This window comes from Micromonospora echinofusca (assembly GCF_900091445.1).
Classification (GTDB): domain Bacteria; phylum Actinomycetota; class Actinomycetes; order Mycobacteriales; family Micromonosporaceae; genus Micromonospora; species Micromonospora echinofusca.
In genome coordinates this window covers 846237-870091 of sequence record NZ_LT607733.1, presented here as the reverse complement: position 1 = coordinate 870091, position 23855 = coordinate 846237, and the positions used below count along the sequence as shown (strand labels likewise).

Annotated in this window: 18 protein-coding genes and 2 pseudogenes; 7 read left to right on the top strand and 13 right to left on the bottom strand. The window is 74.3% G+C overall.

Annotated features, from left to right (window positions below; all coding sequences use genetic code 11):
* The first annotated feature begins 115 nt into the window (after positions 1-115).
* Together GA0070610_RS04050 and GA0070610_RS04045 are read left to right on the top strand one after the other, a co-directional pair.
* On the top strand, positions 116-1513 hold the full coding sequence (locus GA0070610_RS04050) for an MFS transporter (RefSeq protein WP_088998784.1): 1398 nt from the start codon (positions 116-118) through the stop codon (positions 1511-1513).
* Positions 1510-2000: pseudogene (locus tag GA0070610_RS04045) on the top strand (globin). Before GA0070610_RS04050 ends, GA0070610_RS04045 begins: the two are co-directional and overlap by 4 nt.
* A 61-nt stretch (positions 2001-2061) precedes the next feature.
* On the opposite strand, the gene GA0070610_RS04040 reads toward GA0070610_RS04045, so the two are convergent.
* From GA0070610_RS04040 to ettA, 4 genes are all read right to left on the bottom strand, one after another.
* On the bottom strand, positions 2062-2649 hold the full coding sequence (locus tag GA0070610_RS04040; RefSeq protein ID WP_088998782.1) for a type III secretion system chaperone family protein: 588 nt from the start codon (positions 2647-2649) through the stop codon (positions 2062-2064).
* Positions 2650-2798: 149 nt separating this feature from the next.
* Positions 2799-3524, bottom strand: coding sequence for a hypothetical protein (locus tag GA0070610_RS04035; protein WP_088998781.1), 726 nt, complete (start codon positions 3522-3524; stop codon positions 2799-2801).
* Positions 3521-3967 carry an acyl-CoA thioesterase gene (locus GA0070610_RS04030; protein ID WP_089003254.1) on the bottom strand — a complete coding sequence of 149 codons (447 nt, stop codon included), beginning with the start codon at positions 3965-3967 and terminating at the stop codon, positions 3521-3523. Before GA0070610_RS04030 ends, GA0070610_RS04035 begins: the two co-directional genes overlap by 4 nt.
* Before the next feature lie 21 nt (positions 3968-3988).
* Positions 3989-5665, bottom strand: a complete 1677-nt coding sequence (gene ettA, locus GA0070610_RS04025) for an energy-dependent translational throttle protein EttA (RefSeq protein WP_088998780.1) — start codon at positions 5663-5665, stop codon at positions 3989-3991.
* 333 nt (positions 5666-5998) lie between these two features.
* Between ettA and GA0070610_RS04020 the strand changes: the two genes are divergently transcribed.
* Both GA0070610_RS04020 and otsB read left to right on the top strand, forming a co-directional pair.
* Positions 5999-7399, top strand: coding sequence for an alpha,alpha-trehalose-phosphate synthase (UDP-forming) (locus GA0070610_RS04020; protein WP_088998779.1), 1401 nt, complete (start codon positions 5999-6001; stop codon positions 7397-7399).
* Positions 7400-7437: 38 nt separating this feature from the next.
* Positions 7438-9999 carry a trehalose-phosphatase gene (gene otsB, locus GA0070610_RS04015; protein WP_392567312.1) on the top strand — a complete coding sequence of 854 codons (2562 nt, stop codon included), beginning with the start codon at positions 7438-7440 and terminating at the stop codon, positions 9997-9999.
* A 53-nt stretch (positions 10000-10052) separates the two neighbouring features.
* On the opposite strand, the gene cobA is transcribed toward otsB, so the two are convergent.
* From cobA to cobC, 3 genes are read right to left on the bottom strand one after another with little or no spacing between them, the layout of a single operon-like run.
* Positions 10053-11348: a uroporphyrinogen-III C-methyltransferase gene (cobA, locus tag GA0070610_RS04010; RefSeq protein ID WP_088998777.1), complete on the bottom strand. Its 1296-nt coding sequence runs from the start codon at positions 11346-11348 to the stop codon at positions 10053-10055.
* A gap of 37 nt (positions 11349-11385) precedes the next feature.
* Positions 11386-12477, bottom strand: coding sequence for a nicotinate-nucleotide--dimethylbenzimidazole phosphoribosyltransferase (cobT, locus tag GA0070610_RS04005; RefSeq protein WP_089003253.1), 1092 nt, complete (start codon positions 12475-12477; stop codon positions 11386-11388).
* Positions 12477-13637, bottom strand: coding sequence for an Rv2231c family pyridoxal phosphate-dependent protein CobC (gene cobC, locus GA0070610_RS04000; RefSeq protein WP_088998776.1), 1161 nt, complete (start codon positions 13635-13637; stop codon positions 12477-12479). Before cobC ends, cobT begins: the two co-directional genes overlap by 1 nt.
* A gap of 121 nt (positions 13638-13758) precedes the next feature.
* Between cobC and GA0070610_RS03995 the strand changes: the two genes are divergently transcribed.
* A complete protein-coding gene (locus tag GA0070610_RS03995) occupies positions 13759-15891 on the top strand; it encodes a transglycosylase domain-containing protein (RefSeq protein WP_088998775.1) in 2133 nt (710 codons plus the stop codon).
* Between the two features lie 35 nt (positions 15892-15926).
* Here GA0070610_RS03995 and GA0070610_RS03990 read toward each other — a convergent pair whose 3' ends face one another.
* Both GA0070610_RS03990 and GA0070610_RS03985 read right to left on the bottom strand, forming a co-directional pair.
* Positions 15927-16496, bottom strand: coding sequence for a GNAT family N-acetyltransferase (locus GA0070610_RS03990; protein ID WP_088998774.1), 570 nt, complete (start codon positions 16494-16496; stop codon positions 15927-15929).
* Entirely contained in the window at positions 16493-17890 is a 1398-nt protein-coding gene (locus tag GA0070610_RS03985) for a cobyrinate a,c-diamide synthase (protein ID WP_088998773.1), read from the bottom strand. Before GA0070610_RS03985 ends, GA0070610_RS03990 begins: the two co-directional genes overlap by 4 nt.
* A 228-nt stretch (positions 17891-18118) precedes the next feature.
* Between GA0070610_RS03985 and GA0070610_RS03980 the strand changes: the two genes are divergently transcribed.
* The gene (locus GA0070610_RS03980; protein ID WP_172896386.1) at positions 18119-18946 is read left to right on the top strand and encodes an SURF1 family cytochrome oxidase biogenesis protein; all 828 of its coding nucleotides are present in this window, start codon (positions 18119-18121) and stop codon (positions 18944-18946) included.
* Between the two features lie 78 nt (positions 18947-19024).
* Here GA0070610_RS03980 and GA0070610_RS03975 read toward each other — a convergent pair whose 3' ends face one another.
* From GA0070610_RS03975 to GA0070610_RS03960, 4 genes and pseudogenes are all read right to left on the bottom strand, one after another.
* Positions 19025-20608, bottom strand: coding sequence for an ATP-dependent DNA ligase (locus GA0070610_RS03975; RefSeq protein ID WP_088998772.1), 1584 nt, complete (start codon positions 20606-20608; stop codon positions 19025-19027).
* Positions 20609-20729: 121 nt separating this feature from the next.
* The gene (locus tag GA0070610_RS03970) at positions 20730-20936 is read right to left on the bottom strand and encodes a hypothetical protein (protein ID WP_088998771.1); all 207 of its coding nucleotides are present in this window, start codon (positions 20934-20936) and stop codon (positions 20730-20732) included.
* Positions 20937-21013: 77 nt separating this feature from the next.
* A complete protein-coding gene (locus GA0070610_RS03965; protein ID WP_172896640.1) occupies positions 21014-22366 on the bottom strand; it encodes a dipeptidase in 1353 nt (450 codons plus the stop codon).
* Positions 22356-23079: pseudogene (locus tag GA0070610_RS03960) on the bottom strand (uridine kinase family protein); the annotation flags it as partial. The gene GA0070610_RS03965 and the pseudogene GA0070610_RS03960, both read right to left, overlap by 11 nt.
* A 214-nt stretch (positions 23080-23293) precedes the next feature.
* Here GA0070610_RS03960 and GA0070610_RS03955 point away from each other — a divergent pair.
* A complete protein-coding gene (locus GA0070610_RS03955; RefSeq protein ID WP_089003250.1) occupies positions 23294-23695 on the top strand; it encodes a rhodanese-like domain-containing protein in 402 nt (133 codons plus the stop codon).
* The last annotated feature ends 160 nt before the right edge of the window (positions 23696-23855 follow it).

Genomic DNA, 23855 nt, shown 5'->3' with positions numbered 1-23855 from the left:
ATCGGGCAAAATCCGGTGCACGCGCTCCCCCGGAGCGTGATCACATCCTCGCTGATCCGTAGATCTGACGACGGTTCCCGGGCCGTCCATCACGAGTGGCCCGCCCAGGGGAACGATGGAGGCGACGGTGCCTGACGAGCGACCATCCCCGGAAGGTCCGGCTACCTTCCGCGAGGTGTTCGCCAATCGCGAGTACGGCGCCGTCTTCACAGCGAGCGCTCTCTCCTGGATCGGCGACTACATCGCCAAGGCCGCGGTCACCCTGCTGGTCTACGAGGAGACCCGGTCCGTCGCGCTCTCCGCCGCCGCCTTCGCGGTGAGCTACCTGCCCTGGCTGGTCGGCGGCCCCCTGCTCGCCACGCTCGCGGAGCGGCACCGCTACCGGCAGGTCATGGTGATCTGCGATCTCGTCCGGATGCTGCTGATGGTGTGCATCGCCATCCCCGGCATGCCCGTCGCGATGATCCTGGCCCTGCTCTTCGCCACGACCCTGGCCAATCCACCGAGCCAGGCCGCCAAGTCGGCGCTGATCCCGCTGATCCTCACCGGGGACCGCCTGGTGGTCGGCCTGTCGATGATCAGCAGCGTCGGCCAGGCCGCGCAGGTCGTCGGCTACCTGGCGGGCGCGGCCATCGCCGCGTTCGATCCGACCGCCGCGCTCCTGGTGAACGCGGCGACCTTCGCCCTGTCGGCCGCGCTGGTGCGCTTCGGCGTGACCGACAGGCCGACGGCGATGACCGCCGCGCACCGCAGCCACCTGCTGCGGGAGACCGCGCAGGGCTTCCAGATCGTGTTCGGCACCCCGGTGCTGCGGGCCATCGCCGTGCTGGTCTTCGCGGCCATGCTCTTCTCCGTCGTGCCGGAGGGCCTCGCCGCCGCCTGGGCGAGCGAGCACGCCGGCCGGTTGGACGCCGGGGCCGCCCAGGCCATCATCATGGCCGCGAACCCCGTCGGCTTCATCCTCGGCGGGCTGATCGTCAGCCGGGCGTTCGGGCCGGACCGCCGGCTGAGTCTGATGCGGCCGTTGGCGGTGCTCTCGCCGCTGGCCCTGGTGCCCGCCCTGCTCGACCCGCCGCCGCTGGTGGTGGCGCTGCTCGCCGCCGCCTGCGGGTTCGCCGTCGCCGGCATGCTGCCGGTGGCCAACGGGCTCTTCGTCCGGGCCCTGCCCGACGGTTTCCGGGCCCGCGCCTTCGGCGTGATGGCGACCGGCGTCCAGGTCATCCAGGGCCTGGCCGTCCTGGTGACCGGGTTGCTGGCCGAGCGGTTCTCCATCCCGGTCGTGGTCGGGGTGTGGAGCGCGGTCGGGGTGCTGCTGATGACGCTCGCCGCCCTGCACTGGCCGAGCCGCTCGACGATCGACGCGGCCATCGAGGCGGCCCAGCAGCCGGGCGCGTCCGCCCCCCGGCAGGCGGGCCCTGGCACGCCGGGCCGGCACGGGGAGGAATCGGCCGGCGGGCCGGCGGGTCGCTGGGCGGTCGCCCCGGCACGGCGGGACGGCAGCGGCACACGGTGACCCGGCCCACAGCCGGCACCCCCCGGTCGGCCGGCGCGGCACCTGGCAGGATGGAACGGTGAATGCCGCAGGTGAGTCCGACCGGCCCGGTGCGTCGATGACCCTCTTCGAAGCGGTCGGCGGCGAGCCCACCTTCCGCAAGCTGGTGGACGAGTTCTACGCCGGGGTCGCCACCGACCCGCTGCTGCGCCCCATGTATCCCGAGGAGGATCTGGGCCCGGCTGCGGACCGGCTGGCCCTGTTCCTCATGCAGTACTGGGGCGGCCCCAACACGTACTCGGCGCAGCGCGGGCACCCGCGGCTGCGGATGCGCCACGCGCCGTACCGGATCGGTGCCGCCGAGCGGGATGCGTGGCTGCTGCACATGCGCCGCGCCGTCGACCGTCTCGACCTGCCGCCGGAGATCGCCACCGCGCTCTGGGACTACCTGGAGCGGGCCGCCTTCTTCATGGTCAACGCGATGGAAAACCCGGCGGGCCCGGCCTGACCCCGGTCGGCCCGACCCGGGTCGTGCGCCGATCCGCGCCCGGCACCGCCGGGACGACGGCTCAGAGCAGGGCGCCCTCGTCGTGCAGCCAGTCCACGAAGCTGGTGGCGACCGCCGCGCCGCAGTCGAGCATCTCGACCAGCAGCGCGTCGTGCGCACCGGCGCCGAACGGCACCTGCAACTCCGCGTAGATCGGCAGCTGGCCGCGCTCGGTCGGGTCGCCGATGTAGGCCTTGCAGAAGCGGCGGGTGTGGTTCCACTCGTTGACCACCCGGTAGGCGCGGTCGGCCCAGTCCGGCGGCACCGTCGCGTGTGGACGGGCCCGCATCACCAGGATCTCGTCCTCGGGGCCCTCCAGGGTGACCAGCACGGCGTGCCGCTCCCACATGGCCAGCAGGTTGCCGTCGCCGTCGGCCAGGTAGCGCACGTCGAGCATGTCGAGTGCGTCGCAGACGCGGCGCAGGGTGACCGGCTCGACCGTCGCGGGCATGTCCGCGATCACGGCTCGCTCCGTCGGTGGGCAGTCGTCTCCCGGCTGACGCGGGGTCGGTGGTCCGACCCGGACGGTGCTCTCCACTGTGACCCCGCTCCGCCTTTCCGGGTCGCCGCCGCCATTGGCGGGACCGGGGCGCCATGACCACCACGGCATCGCTCGCGCACCTCACTCCCCAGCGGATCCACTCGCCTACGGTGCGTTGGATCCGAGGATGGGCGGTACCCGGACAGCCGGGTTGAGGCACCCCCCCAACGGCAGCCCCAGGACAGAAGAATGAATACGGGTCATCCGAACGGATGAACTCAGAGCGGCCGCACGGCAAGTTCCGTGGCCTTCTGCGACCAGATCGCTCCGTACGGTCCCACCAGTCCGACCCAACGGCCGACCGTCCGCACCTGGACGTCGCCCCCGTCCCCCGTCTCGGCCGACCCCTGGGACGCCCCCAGGAAGCCCATCCGGACCAACCCCTGGACCATCCGCTGGGTCACCTCCACCGGCTCGCCGGGTGGGTCGTCCGGGGTGACGACCACCGGCACGTGGTCGAGCAGCGCGTCGCGCAGCGCCCGTTGCCCGACGGCACGGCCGCCGACGCCGTGGGTGCCCGCCTCGCGCAGCGCGTCGGCCGCCGCCGCCGCGACCCGCCGCAGCTCGCCGCCCGGCAGCGTCTCCACCCGGCGGCTCGCCGCGGGCGGCAGCGGCCAGCGCCACCGCTCGTCCCGCCGCGTCGGCAGGGCCGCACCGCCCGCCGCCAACTCGGCCAGCAGTTCCCCGGCCGAGACCGTGGCGTCGCCGGGGCCGTCGCCGGCCACCGTCCGGACGACCAGCACGCCCCACGGCAGACGCCCCCAGAGGGCCGTACGGCCCCGCACACCGCCCGACCGCAGCCGGACCGGCGCGTCGCGGTCCAGCCGGACGAGGCGGGCCAGGAAGGCCCCGGCGTCGGCGGCGTCCGCGATCCCGTGCCCGCCGCCGACCGGACCGCCGCCACCGGACCGCGCGGGGGCGGCCGGCCCGTCGGTCGCCGTCACGCCGCCGGCTCCTGCGGCGCGTACGTGAGCAGGAACGTCCGCTCCTCCGGCGTGATCCGCCGGGGCCGCTGCCGGGTCAGGTCGAACGGCACCAGCACCGAGCGGGCGCGGCTGGCCAGCACGTCACCGTCGAAGAGCTCGTAGGCGACGGTGAAGGACGCGCCCCGGATCTCCTCCACCCACAGCTCGATGCGCACCGTGGGGGCGGCCTCGGCGGTGGCCCGGCCGAGGGCGTACTCGACCGGGCGCAGGTAGTCGATCTCGTGCCGGCTGATCACGACACCGTCGGCGAACGAGCCCACCCCCCACGCCCGGCCGCCGGCGAACATCAACGCCACCCGCGCCTCCTCGTAGAGGGTGAGGAAGCGCGAGTTGTTGATGTGGCCGTACGCGTCCAGGTCGGACCACCGCAGGGTGCAGTGGTACACGAAACGATCACTCATGGTCGGCAGCGCTCCGCGCACTCAGTCGCGGGTCAGCTTGCGGTAGGTCACCCGGTGCGGCCGGGCCGCCTCCGCGCCGAGCCGGTCGATCTTGTTCTTCTCGTACGCCTCGAAGTTGCCCTCGAACCAGAACCACCGGGCCGGGTCCTCGTCGTCGCCCTCCCACGCCAGGATGTGCGTGGAGACCCGGTCGAGGAACATCCGGTCGTGGGAGATGACCACGGCGCAGCCGGGGAACTCCAGCAGCGCGTTCTCCAGGCTGGAGAGCGTCTCCACGTCCAGGTCGTTGGTGGGCTCGTCGAGCAGGATCACGTTGCCGCCGATCTTCAGCGTCAGCGCGAGGTTGAGCCGGTTACGCTCGCCGCCGGAGAGCACCTTGGTCGGCTTCTGCTGATCCGGCCCCTTGAACCCGAACGCCGCGATGTAGGCCCGCGACGGCATCTCGACCTTGCCGACCATGAGGTAGTCCAGGCCGTCGGAGACGACCTCCCAGACGCTCTTGTCACCGTCGAGGCCCTGCCGGTTCTGGTCGACGTACGACAGCGAGACGGTGGGGCCGACCCGGACCTCGCCGCTGGTCGGCTGCTCCAGCCCGACGATGGTCTTGAACAGGGTGGTCTTGCCGACGCCGTTCGGGCCGATGATGCCGACGATGCCGTTGCGCGGCAGCGAGAACGACAGGTTGTCGATCAGCAGCCGGTCGCCGAAGCCCTTGCTCAGGTTCTGCACCTCGATGACCGTGTTGCCCAGGCGCGGGCCCGGCGGGATCTGGATCTCCTCGAAGTCCAGCTTGCGGGTCTTCTCCGCCTCGTTGGCCATCTCGTCGTAGCGGTCGAGTCGGGCCTTGGACTTGGTCTGCCGTGCCTTGGCGTTGGAGCGGACCCACTCCAGTTCCTCGGTGAGCCGCTTCTTCATCTTGGCGTCGCGGCGGCCCTCGACGGCGAGCCGGGCGGCCTTCTTCTCCAGGTAGGTGGAGTAGTTGCCCTCGTAGCCGATGGCCCGGCCGCGGTCCAGCTCCAGGATCCAGCCGGCCACCTTGTCGAGGAAGTACCGGTCGTGGGTGATCGCCATGACGGTGCCGGCGTACTTGGCCAGGTGCTGCTCCAGCCAGGAGACGCTCTCCGCGTCCAGGTGGTTGGTGGGCTCGTCGAGCAGCAGCAGGTCGGGGGCCTCCAGCAGCAGCTTGCACAACGCCACGCGGCGGCGCTCACCACCGGAGAGCTGGGTGACGTCGGCGTCCGGCGGCGGGCAGCGCAGCGCGTCCATCGCCAGTTCGAGCTTGGAGTCGATGTCCCACGCGTCGAGGTGGTCCAGTTCCTCCTGGAGCCGGCCCATCTCCTCCATCAGCTCGTCGGAGTAGTCGGTGGCCATCTGCTCGGCGATCTTGTTGAACCGCTCCAGCTTGGCCTTGGTCTCGGCGACCGCCTCCTCGACGTTGCCGAGCACGGTCTTGGCGTCGTTGAGCGGGGGCTCCTGGGCGAGCATGCCGACGGTGTAGCCGGGCATCAGCCGGGCCTCGCCGTTGCTCGGCTTGTCCAGTCCTGCCATGATCTTGAGGAGGCTGGACTTGCCCGCGCCGTTGGGGCCGACCACACCGATCTTGGCCCCCGGCAGGAAGCTCAGCGTCACGTTGTCGAGCACGACCTTGTCGCCGTGCGCCTTGCGCGCCTTCTCGAGGACGTAGATGTACTGGGCCACGGTGTGGGCTACCTCCGTAGGGTTGCGACTGGGGCTGGCGGGCGCGGGCGCGGGCTTCGACCTCCGCCCGCCGCCACCGGCCGATGGCCGGCCGCACGCACGCCATCCTCAATCCTGACAGGTACGCGGCGCCGCGCCCACATCACCCCGCCCCCCGACGCTCCGGGCGCGGCGCGCCACCCCTGCTTCCGGACAGGGGTATCGACAAGATCACGCCAGGGGTTGGACCATCGTGGGAAGGGTAGGTGACTCCGGCACGGGGCCCCAGAAGCCGCAGCTACGCTCAGTACGCTCATTCGCGGTTGACCCGTCAGCACCCGGAGGTGGCCGAACGTGACCGTCCGCAGCTCCTTTGTCGTAGTGGCGAACCGGCTACCCGTCGACGAGGTGAGCACCCCCGAAGGACGGCAGTGGCGTCGCAGCCCCGGAGGGCTGGTGACCGCACTGCACCCCGTCCTCGCCGAGCACCAGGGCACCTGGGTCGGCTGGGCCGGCGGCACCGGCGCCGCCCCCGAGCCCTTCGACCTGGAGGGCATCCGGCTGCACCCGGTACCGCTGAGCGCGGAGGAACTGGAGCGCTACTACGAGGGCCAGTCCAACGCGACGATCTGGCCGCTCTACCACGACGCGGTGGAGACGCCGGCCTACAAGCGCCGCTGGCGCGAGGCGTACCGCCTGGTCAACGCCCGCTTCGCGGAGGCCGCGGCGGAGGTCGCGGCCGAGGGGGCGACGGTCTGGGTGCAGGACTACCAGCTCCAGCTCGTCCCGGCGATGCTCCGCGAGCTGCGGCCCGACCTGCGGATCGGCTTCTTCCTGCACATCCCGTTCCCGCCCATCGAGCTGTTCATGCAGATGCCGTTCCGCACCGAGATCCTGCGCGGCCTGCTCGGCGCCGACCTGGTCGGGTTCCAGCAGCGCCTCGCCGCGCAGAACTTCGTCCGGCTGGCCCGGCACCTGCTCGGGCTGCGCTACGAGGGGCAGATGATCCAGGTCGACGGCCGCCAGGTGAAGGCCGGCGCGTTCCCGATCTCCATCGACACCAGGGAGATGGAGCGGCTGGCCACCGACCCGGCGATCCAGGCCCGGGCGAAGGAGATCCGCGAGGAGCTGGGCAACCCGAAGACGATCATCCTGGGCGTCGACCGGCTGGATTACACCAAGGGCATCGAGTTGCGCCTGAAGGCCTTCCGCGAACTGCTGGCTGACGGAAAGTTGACAGTTCCCGACGCGGTCATGGTGCAGGTCGCCACGCCCAGCCGCGAGCGCGTGGAGCACTACCAGGCACTACGCGTGAAGGTGGAGCGCGAGGTCGGCCGGATTAATGGCGAATTCGGCAGGGTCGGCGTGCCGGCGGTGCATTATCTGCATCAGTCGTACAGTCGCACTGAACTGGCCGCGATGTACGCCGCCGCGGACGTGATGATGGTGACCCCGCTGCGAGACGGAATGAATCTGGTAGCCAAGGAGTACGTCGCATCGCGCGCCGACCAGGGCGGTGCACTCGTGCTCAGCGAGTTCGCCGGCGCCGCAACCGAGCTGCGTCAGGCGTTCCTGTGTAACCCGCACGACCCAGACGCGGTCAAGGACGCCCTGCTGAGGGCCGTGCATGTCGAGAAGCCGGAGGCCCGCCGCAGAATGCGGACAATGCAACGCCACCTACGCACCCACGACGTGGGGCACTGGGCGAAGTCGTTCCTCACCGAGCTCGGTGTGCCTCAATCGGAGGTCGCGTGAACGCCGCCAGCGAGATCATCACCCCGGCGGCCGGCACGATGGACCCGGAGCTGCGCGCCGCCATCGGCCGCATCGCCCGGGTGCCCCAGCTTCTGATCGCCTGCGACTACGACGGCACCCTGGCGCCGATCGTGGAGGACCCGAGCAAGGCCGTGCCGCTGCCGGAGTCGGTGGCGGCCGTCCGGGCCCTGGCCGCCCTGCCCCAGACCACCGTGGCGGTGGTCTCCGGGCGGGCCCTGCGCGACCTCGCCGCGCTCTCCCGGCTGCCCAGCGAGGTCCACCTGGTCGGCAGCCACGGCTCCGAGTTCGACATCGGGTTCGTCGAGCGGCTCTCCCCCGAGCTGATCGCGGTCCGTACCCGGCTGCGCGACGCCCTGCGCGAGATCGCCTCGGCGCACCCGGGCATCCGGCTGGAGCGCAAGCCGGCGAGCGTCGCCGTGCACACCCGCGGGGTGGCCCCGGAGGTCGCGGCGGCCGCCATCGAGGCGGTCCGCAGTGGCCCCGCCACCTGGGACGACGTCACGGTCACCCAGGGCAAGGAGGTCATCGAGCTGTCGGTGGTCGCCACCCACAAGGGCACGGCCGTCGACCAGCTGCGCACCCAGCTCTCCGCCAGCGCGGTGCTCTTCATCGGCGACGACGTCACCGACGAGAACGCGTTCGGCAACCTGCACGGGCCGGACGTCGGCATCAAGATCGGTCCCGGCGACACCAAGGCCGGCTACCGGGTCGCCGAGCCGATCGAGGCCGCCCGCGCCCTCGGCCTGCTGCTGGAGACCCGGCGGCACTGGCTCTTCGGCGAGCGGGCGGTCCCCATCGAGCGGCACTCGATGCTGGCCAACGGCCGGACGGTGGCCCTGCTCACCCCCGAAGCCAAGGTCACCTGGCTCTGCCACCCCAAGCCGGACTCGGCGGCGATCTTCGCCGACCTGGTCGGCGGCAGCCCGGCCGGGCACTTCAGCGTCGCCCCGGAGCGCGGCGGCATCCCGCTCGGCCAGCGCTACCGCTCGGGCACGATGACCGTCGAGACCCGGTGGTCGGGCCTGACCGTCACCGACTGGCTCGACAAGCCGGCCAGGGAGACCACGCCCGACGGCCCGGCCGTCGTCAGCGGCGACTCGACCCTGGTCCGGGTGCTGACCGGCTCGGGCCGGGCCCGGCTGGAGTTCGCGCCCCGGCCCGAGTTCGGCCAGGTCGCGGTGCAGTTGCAGCCGATCGGCGACGGCCTGCTGGTGCTCGGCTCCAACGAGCCGGTCGCGCTCTACTCCCCCGGGGTCGAGTGGCAGGTCACCAACGACGGCGGCTACGAGACGGCCAAGGCGGTCGTCGACCTCTCCGCCGCCGGCGGGCAGGTCGTGCTGGAGCTGCGGTTCGGCACGCACAGCCTGGAACACCACCGGCTGCCGGTGCACGAGCGGCAGACCCTGGCCGAGCAACCGTGGAAGGACTGGGTGGCCACCCTGCGGCTGCCGAGCACCGCCCGGGACCTGGTGGTGCGCAGCGCGCTCACCCTGCGCGGGCTCTGCCACGAGGCCACCGGTTCGATCCTGGCCGCCGCGACCACGTCGCTGCCCGAGGAGCTGGGCGGCGTCCGCAACTGGGACTACCGCTACTGCTGGCTGCGGGACGCGGCGATGACCGCGCGGTCCCTGGTCGACCTGGGCTCGATCGAGGAGGCCGAGGCGCTGCTGCGCTGGGTCGACGGGTGCATCGAGCGCACCGGCGGGCACCCGGAGCGGCTGCACCCGCTCTACACGGTCGACGGCTACGAGCTGGGCGCCGAGGCGGTCATCGACACCCTGCCCGGCTACGCCGGCTCCCGGCCGGTGCGGGTCGGCAACCTCGCCAACCACCAGCTCCAGCTCGACGTGTTCGGCCCCATCGCGGACCTGATCGCGGCCGTCGCCGACGCCCGCGGCTCCGTACGCGAGGACGAGTGGCGGGTGCTCGACAACATGGTCGAGGCGGTCCGCCGCCGCTGGCACGAGCCCGACCACGGCATCTGGGAGGCCCGCCTCCCCCCGCGGCACCACATCTTCTCGAAGGTGATGTGCTGGATGACCGTCGACCGGGCGCTGCACGTCATGCGCCAGCACGGCGGCGAGGACCGCCCGGAGTGGGTGGAGCTGCGCGACCGCATCGGCGCCAACGTGCTGGAGTACGGCTGGCACGAGACCGTCGAGGCATACAGCGTGGCGTACGGGGACGAGGACATGGACGCCTCGTCGCTGTGGATCGGGCTGTCGGGTCTGCTCCCCGGCGACGACCCGCGCTTCCTCTCCACCGTCCTGCGGATCGAGGCGGACCTGCGCAGCGGCCCGGTCGTCTACCGCTACCACTGGGACGACGGCCTGCCCGGGCGCGAGGGCGGCTTCCACATCTGCACGGCGTGGCTCATCGAGGCGTACCTGCGCACCGGGCGGCGTACCGACGCCGAGGAGCTGTTCTCGCAGATGGTGGACACCGCCGGCCCGACGGGCCTGCTGCCCGAGCAGTACGACCCGCTGGCCGAGCGCGGGCTGGGCAACCACCCGCAGGCGTACAGCCACCTCGGCCTGATCCGCTGCGCGCTGCTGCTGGACAACATGCTCAAGCAGTGACCTGACCAGCGACGACGGCGGCCGGAGAGACACCTCTCTCCGGCCGTCGTCGCTCATTCCACGGGGTCAGCCTGACCGCCCGGAGCGAGCGGGCTCCCCGGAAGTCCCGCAGCACCAGCCCCGCCGAGGGCGTCGACCACGTCTCCCAGCACCACCACCGCGGGCGGGCGCAGCCCCGCGGCGACCACGTCGGCGGCCACCGCGCCGAGCGTGGAGCGCAGTACCCGCTGGGCCCCGGTGGTCGCCTCCTGCACCACGGCGGCCGGCGTCCGCGCCGGCCGGCCGTGCGCGACGAGCGTCGCGGTGATCGCCGCGAGGTTCTTCAGCCCCATCAGGACGACCAGCGTGCCGCGCAGTCCGGCCAGCGCGTCCCAGCGGACCAGGGAGGCCGGCGAGTCGGGCGCGACGTGCCCGGAGACCACGGTGAACTCGTGGGCCACCCCCCGGTGGGTCACCGGGATGCCCGCCGCCGCCGGGGCGGCGATCGAGCTGGTCACGCCGGGGACCACGGTCACCGGCACGCCGGCCGACGCGCAGGCCAGCAGCTCCTCGCCGCCACGGCCGAAGACGTACGGGTCGCCGCCCTTGAGCCGCACCACGGACCGGCCGGCGAGGGCCCGGTCCACCAGGATCCGGTTGATCTCCTCCTGGGCGCGGGACGGGCCGTAGGGGATCTTGGAGGCGTCGACCAGTTCGACGTCGGCGCGCAGCTCGTCGAGGAGCAGGCCGGGGACGAGCCGGTCGGCGACCACCACGTCGGCCTCGGTGAGCAGCCGCCAGCCCCGGACGGTGATCAGCTCCGGGTCCCCGGGGCCGGCGCCGACGAGCGCCACCCGCCCGGGCCGGGTGCCCGACGTCGTCCCCTCCAACGCCGTGGGCGCCGACAGGGTGCCCTCGCGCACCTCCAGCAGGGCGCGCACGGCGTCGCGGACGGCCATCGCCCGGCGCGGGTCCCCCCCGCCGAGCACCGCCACGGTCACCGGCCCGTGCCGGGTCACCGCCGGGGTCCAGGCGGTGGCGGCGGCACGGTCGTCGGCGCGTACGCAGAAGATGCGGCGCTCGGCGGCGGCGGCGCTGACCGACGCGGCGGCGAGCGGGTCGTCGATCGCGGCCTGCACCAGCCACGCGCCGTCCAGGTCGTCGGGGGCGAACCGGCGCGGCGCCCAGTGCAGCCGTCCCGCGTCGACGTGCGCGCGCAGCGCCGGGGTCAGCTCCGGCGCGACGAGCAGGACGTCCGCGCCGGCGTCGAGCAGGGCCGGCACCCGCCGGGTGGCCACCGCTCCCCCGCCCACCACGACCACCCGCCGGCCGGCGAGGCGCAGGCCCAGCGGGTACGGGTTGCCGCTCACGCCGCCCTCCCGCCGCCGGGTGCGCTGGTTCGCCCGCTCACTTCTCGGCCACCCCCGCCGAGTCGAAGGTGGCGACCTCGTGCAGCACCCGGACCGCGCCGGTGACCACCGGCAGCGCGAGCAGCGCGCCGGTGCCCTCACCCAGGCGCAGCCCGAGGTCGATCAGCGGCTCCAGGCCCAGCCGGCGCAGCGCGACCGTGGCGCCCGGCTCGGCGGAGCGGTGCCCGGCCACCATGGCGGCCACGGCGTGCGGGGCGAACGCCGCCGCGGCGAGCGCCGCGGAGACCGCGATCACCCCGTCCAGCAGCACCGGCGTGCGGCGGGCGGCGGCGCCCAGGATCAGCCCGGCCAGCGCGGCGTGCTCCAGGCCGCCGACGGCGGCCAGCACGCCCAGCGGGTCGGCCGGGTCGGGGGCGTGCCGGCGCAGCGCGGCCCGCACGACGGCCACCTTGCGGGCGTACGTCGGGTCGTCGACCCCGGTGCCCCGGCCGGTCGTCTCCGCCGGGTCGATGCCGGCGAACGCGGCGATCAGGGCGGCGGCGGGCGTGGTGTTGCCGATGCCCATGTCGCCGGTGAGCAGGATGCCCGCGCCGGCGTCGATCAGCTCGCCGGCCACCCGGATGCCGGTCTCGGCGGCCGCGCGGGCCTCGTCGCGGGTCAGCGCGGCGGTCACCGCCAGGTCCCGGGTGCCGGCGCGGACGTTCGCCGCGACCAGCCGGGGCTCGTCGCGGGCCGGCCGGTCTCCGGCGTGCCCGCCCGGCGCGGCGACCGGCAGCGCGGTGGCCACGCCGACGTCGACCACGGTGACCGAGGCGCCGGCCTGCCGGGCGAACGCGTTGACCACCGCGCCGCCGGCGAGGAAGTTGCCGATCATCTGGGCGGTGACCTCCTGCGGCCAGGGCGTCACCCCCTGGGCGTGCACGCCGTGGTCACCGGCGAAGATCGCGACGGCGGCCGGCTCGGGCAGCGGCGGCGGGCAGTGCCCCGCCAGGCCGGCCAGGCGTACGGAGAGCTCCTCCAGGGCGCCGAGGGAGCCGGCGGGCTTCGTCAGCCGCCCCTGCAACTCCCGGGCGGCGGCCATGGCCGGCTCGTCGGGCGGCCGGATCGCCGCGATCGTGGTCTCCAGCATCACGCCTCCAGGATCTCTGCCAGTACCTCGGTGAACGCGTCGGTGGTGGCCCGGTCGCGTACGGCGACGCGCAGCCAGTCCGGGCCGAGACCGGGGAAGGTGTCGCCCCGGCGCACCGCCCAGCCGCGCCGCCGCAGGGCGAGCCGCACGTCGGCGGCCCCGGGCACGTGCACCAGCACGAACGCGCTGGCGGGTCGGCCGGCGACGCGTACGCCGGGCAGGGCCGACAGGCGGGCGACCAGGTGGTCGCGGTCGGCGGCGAGCCGGACGGCGATGGCGCGCTCGGCCTCGACCGCGACGGGCGTGGCGCAGGCCGACGCGGCCGCCAGGGCCGGGGTGGAGACGGCCCAGAGCGGCTGGGCGGCGGCCAACCGCTCCAGCAGCGCGGCCTCGCCGAGCAGGTAGCCGATCCGCAGGCCGGCCAGTCCCCAGGTCTTGGTGAGGCTGCGGACCACCAGCAGGCCGGGCAGGTCCCGCCGCGCGGCCAGCGACTCCGGTTCCCCGCTCACGCCGGGGGCGACGGTGGTGTCGGCGAACGCCTCGTCGACGACCAGCACCCGGCCGGGCCGGGCCAGGGCGGCCAGGTCGGCGGCCGGGTGCAGCACCGACGTGGGATTGGTCGGGTTGCCGATCATCACGAGGTCGGCGTCGGCGGGCACCCGGGCCGGGTCGAGCCGGAAGTCGTCGTCCGCGTCGAGCAGCACCCGCTCCACCCGGTGCCCGGCGGCGCGCAGCGCGGCCTCGGGCTCGGTGAACTGCGGATGCACCACCACCGGCCGGCGCACGCCGGTCAGCGCCCGGGCGAGCAGCACGAAGCCCTCGGCGGCGCCGGCGGTGAGCAGCACCTCGGCGGGCGGGCGGCCGTGCCGGGCCGCGACGGCCGCGCGGGCCGGCCCCGGGTCGGGGTACGCGGCGAGGTCGCCGAGCGCGGCGGTGATCGGGTCGGCCAGCCAGTCCGGCATCGCGTCGCGCCGCACGTTGACGGCGAGGTCGACCAGCCCCGGCCCCACCTCGGCGTCCCCGTGATGGGCGAGGTCGGGCCCGGCCTCGGGACGGATGGCTTCGGCTCCGGGCCCGGCTTCGGCTCCGGGCCCGGGCCCGGCTCCGGCCCCGGCTTCGGATCCGCTTCCGGGGAGGGTATCGGTCGGCTGACCACGCATGTCCGCGATCCTGCCGGGAAGGTGGCGCGCGGGACAGCGCATCCCGGCGTGGGCCGCATCACCACACGGGCGTTCATGAATATTTCTCAGGTACGAATCGGAAATGTCATAACTTGGGCGTGTGAGCAACCGACCCCTTGCTGCCGCTGGTCGTCTCGTTCCCCTCCTCCGCGCCGGACTGATCGCCGGCATCGTGGTCGCCGCCGTGGCGTACCCGGTGGCCGCCGCCACCGGCCTCGGCGCCAAGGTCACGGCGCACGCCATGGAACACAAGACCAAGATCCTCACCACCGCGCTGCCGGCCGAGACGTCGTACGTCTACGCGCCGGACGGCAAGACGGTGCTGACGATGTTCTACGAGGAGTACCGGCAGTACACGAAGCTGGCCGACATCTCGCCGAACATGCAGCAGGCGATCGTCGCCGCCGAGGACAACCGCTTCTACCAGCACCGGGGCGTCGACCCGAAGGGCGTCGCCCGCGCCTTCGTGGCGAACGCCCGCTCCAGCGGTGTCTCCCAGGGCGCCTCCACACTCACGATGCAGTACGTGCGGATGGCGCTGCGGGACAGCGCGAAGACGCCGAAGGAGGTGCAGGAGGCCACCCAGCAGACCAGCCTGCGCAAGGTCCGCGAGATGCGGATGGCGATGGACCTGGAGAAGGAGCTGAGCAAGGACCAGATCCTGGAGCGCTACCTCAACTCCGCGTACTTCGGGCACCGCGCGTACGGCATCTACGCGGCCAGCGAGATCTTCTTCTCCAAGGCCCCCAAGGACCTCAGCCCCGTCGAGGCGGCCACCCTCGCCGGCCTGGTCAAGTCCCCTTCCGAGTACGACCCGGCCAGCTCCGACCAGAAGGATGCCACCGGCCGGCGCAACTACGTGCTCGACCGGATGGCCCAGCTCGGCTACCTCTCGCCGGACGCCGTCACGCAGGCGAAGTCCGAGCCGATCCGGCTCAAGCTGACGTACCCGCCGAACGACTGCGCCGCCGTGCCCGACAAGTGGAACAGCTGGGGCTTCGCCTGCGACTACCTGAAGAACTGGTGGAGCGCGCAGCCCGCGTTCGGCGAGAACCGGCTGGAACGGATGGACAAGCTGCGCCGGGGCGGCTACCGGATCGTGCTCAGCATGGATCCCAAGATCCAGGAGGCGGCGGAGAAGAACGTCGGCACCAAGGAGAACACCGGCAGCCCCTTCGCCAACGGCATCGTGGTCTCCGAGCCCGGCACCGGGCGGGTCAAGGCGATGGCGGTGAACCGGACGTACTCGCTGGACCTGAGCGAGAACGGGCAGAGCTCCAACCCCGAGGCCGGGCCGAACGTCAAGGCGAACTACCCGAACACCGTGGCGCCCCTGCTCGGCGGCGGAGACCTGCCGGGCTACCAGGCCGGCTCGACGTTCAAGATGTTCCCGATGCTGGCCGCGCTGAACGCGGGCATGCCGCTGTCCACCTCGTTCAACGCCCCGCACCGCTACCGCTCCGAGGTCTACGACGGCTGGGCGCCCTCCAACGCCAGCGGCGCGATGAGCGGCAACCAGACCATGTGGTCCGGCTTCGGCAAGTCGGTGAACACGTACTTCGTGTGGCTGGAGGAGCAGGTCGGCGCGGACAAGGCGGTCCACCTCGCCGAGCAGCTCGGGCTGCGCTGGCGCACCGACGTCGACCGGGAGCAGGCGTCCCCGGCGAAGGTGAAGAAGTGGGGTGCGTTCACCCTGGGCGTCTCCGACGCCACGCCCCTGGAGATGGCCAACGCGTACGCCGCCATCGCCGCCGACGGCCGCTACTGCGAGGCGATCCCGGTGCAGGCGATCTACAACCGCGACGGCACGCCGACCACCTGGAAGACGACCTCCGGGATCGAACGCGAGGTCGCCAAGCCGCGCTGCCGGCAGGTGGTGAACGCCGACGCGGCCCGCGCCGCCACCGACGCCGCGCGCTGCCCGACCGGCGACACCCCGGCCCGGGGAAGCTGCGGCGGCTGGTCGACCGCGGACAGCGTGCGGGGCACCGTCGGGCGCCCGGTGGCGGGCAAGACGGGCACCACCGACAGCACCCGGTCCGCCTGGTTCGTCGGCTACACCCCGGAACTCGCGGCGGCCAGCTTCATCTCCGACCCGGACAACCCGTTCAACGCGGTCGGCGACGGCCAGTCGCAGATCCCGATCAAGGCGGTGGCGCAGACCCTCCGCGACGGCCTCAAGGGCCAGCCCACCCGCCAGTTCACCCCACCCTCGGACCGCATGGTCCGCTGAGCCGCGCCGACCACGGTCGGGCGGGCCGGGGGGCGTCAGCGGAGGTCGGCGGAGACGAGGGACCAGACCTCCAGGTCGACCCGGCCGCCCCGGACGAAGCCGGCGTTGCGGAGCAGGCCCTCGTAGCTGAAGCCGCCCTTCTCGGCGACCCGGCGGGAGGCCAGGTTGCCGGGGGCGACCCGCAGCTCGACGCGCTGGAAGCCGTGTTCGAGGATCAGCGCGATGGCGAGCGCGTCGACCGCCTCGACCGCGAGGCCGAAGCCCCGGGCGTGTGCCGCCATCGCGTAGGAGACCTCCGTGCACCGGGCGCCCCAGTCGGTGCGCCGCGTCCACAGGCAGCCCACCACCCGGTCGTCCTCCCGGCGTACCACCGCGTAGTGGTCGCCGTCGCCGCTGTCGCGTCGTTGCCGGGCCAGGTCGGTGCACCAGGCCAGCCCGTCGATCTGGCCGGAGGTGTCGGCCAGCGGCAGCCACCGCTGGGTCTGCCGGTCGCCGAAGACCTCGTCGGCCGCCGCCGCGTCGGCGGCGGTCAGCGCGCGTACCTCGGTGCGGGGCGTGGAGACCGTCAGCGCCGGGAAGCGCCGCACGGCCACCTGACCGATCACGCGGGCACCCCGCCGGGCCGGGCGGCCACGGGCTCGGCCGCCGCCGCGTCCACGAGCCGCGCCGCCAGCCGCGGGTGCGCCGCCCAGTGCAGGGTGAGCTGCGAGGCGTGCACGCCCCGCCAGACGAAGCCCTCGGGCGCCCCGCCGTCCCAGCTCCACGCCGGCCGTGCCCCGGCACGCGGGGTGAGCACCCCGCTGTGCTCCTTGTGCCCGGTCACCACCGTGCCCGCCGGGCCCACGAGGCTGTCCGTCAGCGCGGTCGCCTCCCGGTAGCCCAGCACCAGGCCGTCACGGCGGGTGCCCACCGCGGCGAGCACGCCGCACATGGGCAGCCCGTCCAGTTCCCGGGCCAGCCAGAGCAGGCCGGCCCCCTCGGCGACGACGGGCCGCCCGGTGCGGGCCAGCTCGGCGACCGCGATGCAGAGCCGACGGTTGGCGGAGAGCTGCCCCGCGTACGACTCGGGCAGCCCGCCGCCGACGACCAGCGCGCCGGTGCCGGCGGGCAGCGCCTCGTCGTGCAGCGGGTCGACCGTCACCACCTCGGCGCCGGCCGCCCGCAGCAGCTCGACGGTCTCGGGATGGCTGTAGCTGCCGCCCGGCGTCCCGGCGACCGCGACGACGGGGCGCGGCCCGGACGGCGCCGGCGCGGCACCCTCGCGCCCGGCCTCCGGCGTCCAGGGTGGCGCGGGCAGCGGCGGGGCGGAGCGGGCCAGGCCCAGCAGCCGGTCCAGCTCGACGGTGGCGGCGACCGCCTCGCCGAGCCGGCGGACCGCCCGGGTGGCATCGTCGGTGCGGGCGAGCGCGGGCACCGCCCCGTAGCGGCGGGCGGGCAGCACGGACGGCAGGTCCTGGCGGCGCAGCGCGCCGTAGACCGGTACGCCGATGTCGTCGAGCGCCTCGCGCAGCAGCTCCTCGTGCCGGGAGGAGGCCACCCGGTTGAGGATCACCCCGCCCAACCAGAGCTGCTCGTCGTACGACCGGAAGCCGTGCACCAGGGCGGCCACCGACTGCCCCGTGGCGGCGACGTCGACCACCAGCACGACCGGGCTGCGCAGCGCGACGGCCACGGCGGCGGTCGACTCGCGCTCCGGGCTGCCGGCGAGACTGTCGTACAGGCCCATGCTGCCCTGCACCACGGCGAGCCCGGCGCCGGCCGCGCCGTGGCCGACGAGCGGGACGACCCGGTCGGCGCCGACCAGCCGGGGGTCGAGGGTCCGCCCGGGGCGACCGGCGGCCAGCCCGAGGTAAGCGGCGTCGACGCGGTCGGGGCCGACCTTGAATCCGGCGACGTCGACGCCCCGGTCGGCGAAGGCGGCGAGCAGCCCGATCGCCAGCGCGTTCTTGCCGTGGCCGGAGGACGGTGCGCTGAGCACCAGGCGCGGCACGACGGTCATCATCGACTCCCTGCGGGGCGGCGGGGGACCTGCGACGGGCCGACGGCGCGGTCCGCCCGCGTGACGATAGCCCAACCGACCGTCGGGTGGCCGCCGCCGAACGGGCGTGCCGGCGGTGTCGCGCCGCCGCCGGGCGGACCGTCCGTGGCGTTCGGGCGGGGGCGGGCGCCGAGGTTGGGCCCGGAGGGGGCTGTCGCGGCGAGTGCCTCCGGTCACAGGGGTAGCCTCGTGTGCGTGTACCGGTTCCTGCTGACGCCTCGCTGGCTGGGCATTCTCGTGCTGACCCTGGTCGCCGCCGCCGTGATGGTGCTGCTCGGCAACTGGCAGCTGGACCGCTACCAAAGCCGTACGGAGATCAACGAACGGATCGACGCCGGCCTGCGGATGGACCCGGTGCCGCTGCGCGACGTGCTGCCCGCCCCGACCGGCGGCAGCGGCACGGCCGGCCCCGCCCCCGCCGCGGAGAAGGCGTGGACCAAGGTCACCGTGACCGGCCGCTACGACCCGGCGAACGTGGTCCTGGTCCGGGGTCGCTCGGTGGACCGCACCGTCGGCTTCGAGGTGGTCACGCCGCTGGTGCTGGCCGACGGCACCGCCGTGCTGGTGGACCGGGGCTGGATCCCGCCGGCCCGGGGCGGCGACGCGACCGTCCAGCCGGACGTGCCGGCCCTGCCGCCCGGCGAGGTGACCGTGACGGGGCGGGTGCACCTGAGCGAGAGCGGTTCGGTCGCCGTCACCCGGCGCGACGGCAAGCTGGAGACCCGGCGCGTCGGCGTGCCCCGACTCGCCCGCGAACTGCCCTACCCGGTGCACGGGGCGTACCTGCTGCTCGACGAGCAGTCCCCGGCGGCCGACCCGGTCTTCAAGGACGTGCCGGTCGGATACACCAACAACTGGCAGAACTTCGGCTACGTCGTGCAGTGGTGGATCTTCGCCGTGATGACCCTCTTCGGCTACGGCTGGGTGGCCCGCCGGGAGGCCCGCCGGCTGGCGGGCGTGGAGCCGAAGCGGCCCGTCGACCGGGCCGCCGAGCCCGCGCCGCAGGGCGCCGCCTGACCGGTCCCACGGGACACGGCAGGCTCCCCACGGGTACGCACCGCACCACCCGGCTCCGGTGTCGGGCGGCCCGCCGGCTCAGCCGGTGACGCGGCCGGCGTGGATGGCGCGTACGGCGTCGATGGTGTCGGCCTCCGCCGCCGTCTTGTCGTCGCGGTAGCGCAGCACCCGGGCGAAGCGCAGCGCCATCCCGCCCGGGTAGCGGGTGCTGGTCTGCACCCCGTCGAAGGCGATCTCGACCACCTGCTCGGGGCGGACCCGCACCACCCAGTCGCCGCGCTCGACGGCGAGGCCGAGGAAGCGCTCGGTCTGCCAGCGCAGCAGCTCGTCGGTGAGGCCCTTGAACGTCTTGCCGAGCATGACGAAGTCGCCGGTGCGCGGGTCGCGGGCGCCGAGATGCAGGTTGGACAGCCAGCCCTGACGCCGCCCGCTGCCCCACTCCACCGCCAGCACCACCAGGTCGAGGGTGTGCCGGGGCTTCACCTTCACCCAGGCCGCGCCGCGCCGGCCCGCGTCGTAGGGGGCGTCGGGCGCCTTCACGACGACCCCCTCCTGGCCGGCGTCGACGGCGGCGGCGAACGCCTCGCCGGCCGGCCCGGGGCCGTCGACCTCCACCCGGCCCACCAGCAGCGAGGCGTCGACGGCGGCGTCGAGCGCGGCCCAGCGGTCCCGGCCGGGCCGGTCGACGAGGTCGTCGCCGTCGAGGTGCAGCAGGTCGAAGAAGTACGGCGTCAGCACCGTCTCGCCGGTGGTCTCGGCGGCCGCGCGCACCGCCGGGGCGACCGGGGCGCGGCCGGTGCCGCCCGACGTGGTGCGCCGCGCCGCCCGGCTCGACGTCTGCTGGAAGGGCAGCGGCCGGCCCGTCTGGTCGAGCCCGATCGCCTCCCCGTCGAGCACCAGCTCGCGGGCGGGCAGCGCCCGCACGGCGGCGACCACCTCCGGCACGCGGGCGGTGATGTCGTCCAGGCTGCGGGTGAACACGGCGATGTCGTCGCCCGAGCGGTGGACCTGGATCCGGATGCCGTCGAGCTTGACGTCGACCACGGCGGGGGTGCCGGTGGCCGTGAGCGCCTCGTCGACCGAGGGCGCGCTCTGCGCCAGCATCGGCGCGAGCGGACGGCCGACCTGGAGGCCGAAGGCGGCCAGCGCCGCCGCGCCCCCGTCGAGCGCGGCGACCGCGACCGCGCGCAGGTCGCCGGCGAGCAGCAACGCCCGGCGTACGGCGGCGACCGGCACCTCGGCGGCCCGGGCCACCGCGTCGGCGAGCAGCCCCGCCTGCGCGCCCTGGCGCAGCTCGCCGCTGAACAGCCCGGTGAGCAGCCGCTGTTCCTCGGCGGTGGCGGCGGCGAAGAGCGCGCCGAGCAGCTCCCGGCGGCGGGCCTGCGAGCCCGGCCCGTGCACGGACGCGATCTCGTCGATGGCCGCGTCGACGGCGGCCACGGTCAGGGTCGACTCGGCGGCCGGCGGCGGCAGGTCACGCAGGCTCGCCCAGCCCACCCCGGTCTGCCGCTGGCGCAGCTCACCAGCCAGCCAGCCGGCGCCCGCCGGCACCTCGGGCGGGTCGAGCGCCCGCAGCGCGGCAGCGAGCAGCTCCACCTTGGCCCTCCGGGCCCGGGTGGCGCCGACGGCGGCGGAGGTGGCTGCCAGGTCGAGGAACCGCACGGGCTCCATCCTGCCAGCCACCCCCGACACGACCCCGGCATTGCCGTGCCCGGGTATCCCACCGGCCCGCCCCGCCGCCAGCGACGCGCCGAGAACTTCGGCCCGTCACGCAGCGGGCGGGTCAGGCCGAGACGGGCTCCTCGATGCGCAGGCCGCGGGCGCGGATCTCCTCGGCGACCCGGGAGAGCACCGTGTCGAGCGCGACCAGCGCCGCCGACAGGTCATCGAGCTGTTCCTTGAGCGTGTCCTCGGGCCACGCGGAGACGTCGACGTCCCCCAGTGCGCTGACGGCGGCCTCGAGCCGGCCCATCACCTCGTTCGTACGCATGTTCGAGAGGCTATAACAACCCCACGGGCGACACACCGCAAACTCCCACATCGACCCGGAAGTTACGGTTCCGACACCTACCGCCCGTCGACGCCCGCCTCGGCCACGTTCCTGAGCAGCAGGGCCTCGGCCAGGCAGACCCGGGCGAACTCCCCGAGGTGCAGGCTCTCGTTCGGACCGTGCGCCCGGGCGTGCGGGTCCTCCACGCCGGTCACCAGGATCGCCGCGCGGGGGAACATCTCCTGGAAGGTGGCGATGAACGGGATCGAGCCGCCGATGCCGAGGTCCACCGGGTCGATGCCGTCCCACGCGGTCCGGAACGCCGAGCGGGCCGCGTCGAACATCGGGCCGGACGCGTCGATGACGCACGGGTCGCCGTCGTGTTCGAAGGTGAGCGTCACCTGGGCACCCCAGGGGGCGTGCTTCTCCAGGTGCGCGCGCAGGGCCGCGTACGCCCGCTTCGGGTCGTCTCCCGGCGCCAGCCGTACGCTCAGCTTGGCCTTGGCGGTCGGCACCAGCGCGTTCGGCGCCTCCCCGGTGGCCGGGGCGTCGATGCCGAGCACCGCCAGCGCGGGCTTGGTCCAGAGCCGGTCGGTGATCCGCCCGGTGCCGATGAGGCTCACGCCCTCGGCCAGCCCGGCCTCGACGCGGAACCGGTCCTCGGGGTAGTCGACGCTCGCGCCCTCCCGGGCGGCCAGCCCGTCGACCGCCACGTCGCCGGCGTCGGTGTGCAGGGTCGCCAACAGCCGCGCCAGGGCGGTCAACGCGTCCGGCACGGCGCCGCCGTACATGCCGCTGTGCACGGCGTGGTCGAGGGTGCGCACCTCCACGAAGCAGTTGACGATGCCGCGCAGGGAGGTGGTCAGCGCCGGTACGCCGATGTCCCAGTTCGCGGAGTCGGCGATGACGATCACGTCCGAGGCGATCTCGTCGCGGTGCTCGGCGAGCAGCCGCTCCAGCGAGTCGGAGCCGTACTCCTCCTCGCCCTCGATGAAGAGCACCACGCCGACCGGCAGCGCGTCACCGTACGCGCGCAGCGCCGCCACGTGCGCCATGATGCCGGCCTTGTCGTCGGCGGCGCCCCGACCGTAGAGCCGCCCCTCGCGCTCCACCGGCTCGAACGGGTCCGACTCCCACAACGTCAGGTCGCCGACCGGCTGCACGTCGTGGTGGGCGTAGAGCAGCACCGTCGGCGCCCCGGGCGGAGCCGCCTTCTTGCCGATGACCGCCGGCTGGCCACCGGAGCGCACGATCTCGACGTCGAGACCGCAGCCACGCAGCAGTTCGGCCACCGCCTCGGCGGAGCGCTCCACGTGCGAGTGGTCGAAGCCCTCGAACGCGATGCCGGGGATGCGGACGAGACGTTCCAGGTCGGCGCGGACGCCGGGCATCTCCCGCTCGACGGCGGCCCGGACCTCGGACTCGGACATGATCGGTGTGGTCATGACCGGCATCGTATGCCGGCCTTACCGACCGCACCGCCCGAGCCCGCCGCGACCGCTCACCTCCGGAGAGGGCCTCAGCGGCGGCGGACGTAGTAGCGGGCGGCGTCGTGCGGCAGGCCCGGGGCGCCGTCGACCAGCAGGTCCGCGCGCGCCTCGGTGCCGTCAACGGCGAAGTGCGCCCGCTCCCCGAGGTGCCAGCGGCGCAGCTCCGGCAGGATCGCCCGGCCGTCGCGCTCCAGCGCCCGGGCCAGCCGCAGCGGCGCCGGGGCGGTGACGAAGACGGCCAGGGTGAGGTCCGCGGCGACCGCTGCCCGCGCCGCGCTCACGCCCTCGACGAGGAGCACCGGCGCGACCGGGACCGGCACCGGGCGCGGCAGGAAACTCCGGCGCACCCAGCTGTACCGGCGGTACGCCCCCGGCCGCCCGGCGCGCAGCGGCCCGAGCACCCACTCCTCCAGCCGGGGCCAGAAGGTGAGCTGGTCGTCCCAGCCGTCCAGCAGGTCGTCGGTGTGCACCACCGGCACCGGACCACCGCCGGGCAGGGCGGCGAGGGCGTCCGCGAGCCGCGCCGCGAACGCGCTCTTGCCCGCGCCGCTCGGCCCGTCCACCGCCACCAGCCGGGTCCGTCCCAACCGCGCCGGCCCGGCGAGCACCCGCCGGGCCAGCCGGTCGTACGCCTCGATCACCGCCACCGCCACGTGGCCGACGGTAGCCAGCCCCGGATGCCCGACCAGCGCGCGGGTCGCAAGCGCGTCGGCGCAGCCGCCGGTCCGCTGACGTGGGCGGCCCTGCGTGCCCGTCAAAGCGCTCCGATCGGGGGTCGCCCGAACGAGCGGTCGTCGGCTGGGCCGGGGCGTTCGTCGGGCGGAGCCCGGAACGGAGCGGGATGATCTGCTGGTGTCCCACAGCGTGATGAGTCCGGGCGTCGACGCCCTCCTGGAACAGGCCCGCGCCGGGGTACGCCGGCTGACCCCGCACCAGACCGTCGAGGCGGTCCGTACCGGCGCGTTGCTGGTCGACACCCGCACCGACGCGCAGCGGCGGGAGCAGGGCGACCTCCCCGGCGCCATCGTGATCGACCGGACGGTGCTGGAATGGCGGCTCGATCCGGCCAGCGCCTGGCGGATCCCCGAGGCCACCGGGTACGACCAGCGCATCGTGGTGGTGTGCCGCCAGGGCTACAGCTCCAGCCTCGCCGTGGCGAGCCTGCGGGCGCTCGGGCTGCACCGCGCGACCGACATGATCGGCGGCGTACAGGCGTGGCGCGAGGCGGGACTGCCCATGTCCGACCGCCCCGCCGACATCCGCCCCTGAGCCCACCGTCCCGCCCTCTCGCCCCGCACCCGCGCAGCCCGCACCTCGCAGCCCGCAGCCCGCAGCCCGCAGCCAATGATCAAGAGGTTTGCGCCCTGATCCGGGTTTCCACAGGACGCAAACCTCTTGATCATTCCGAGACGCGGCATGCGGCATACGG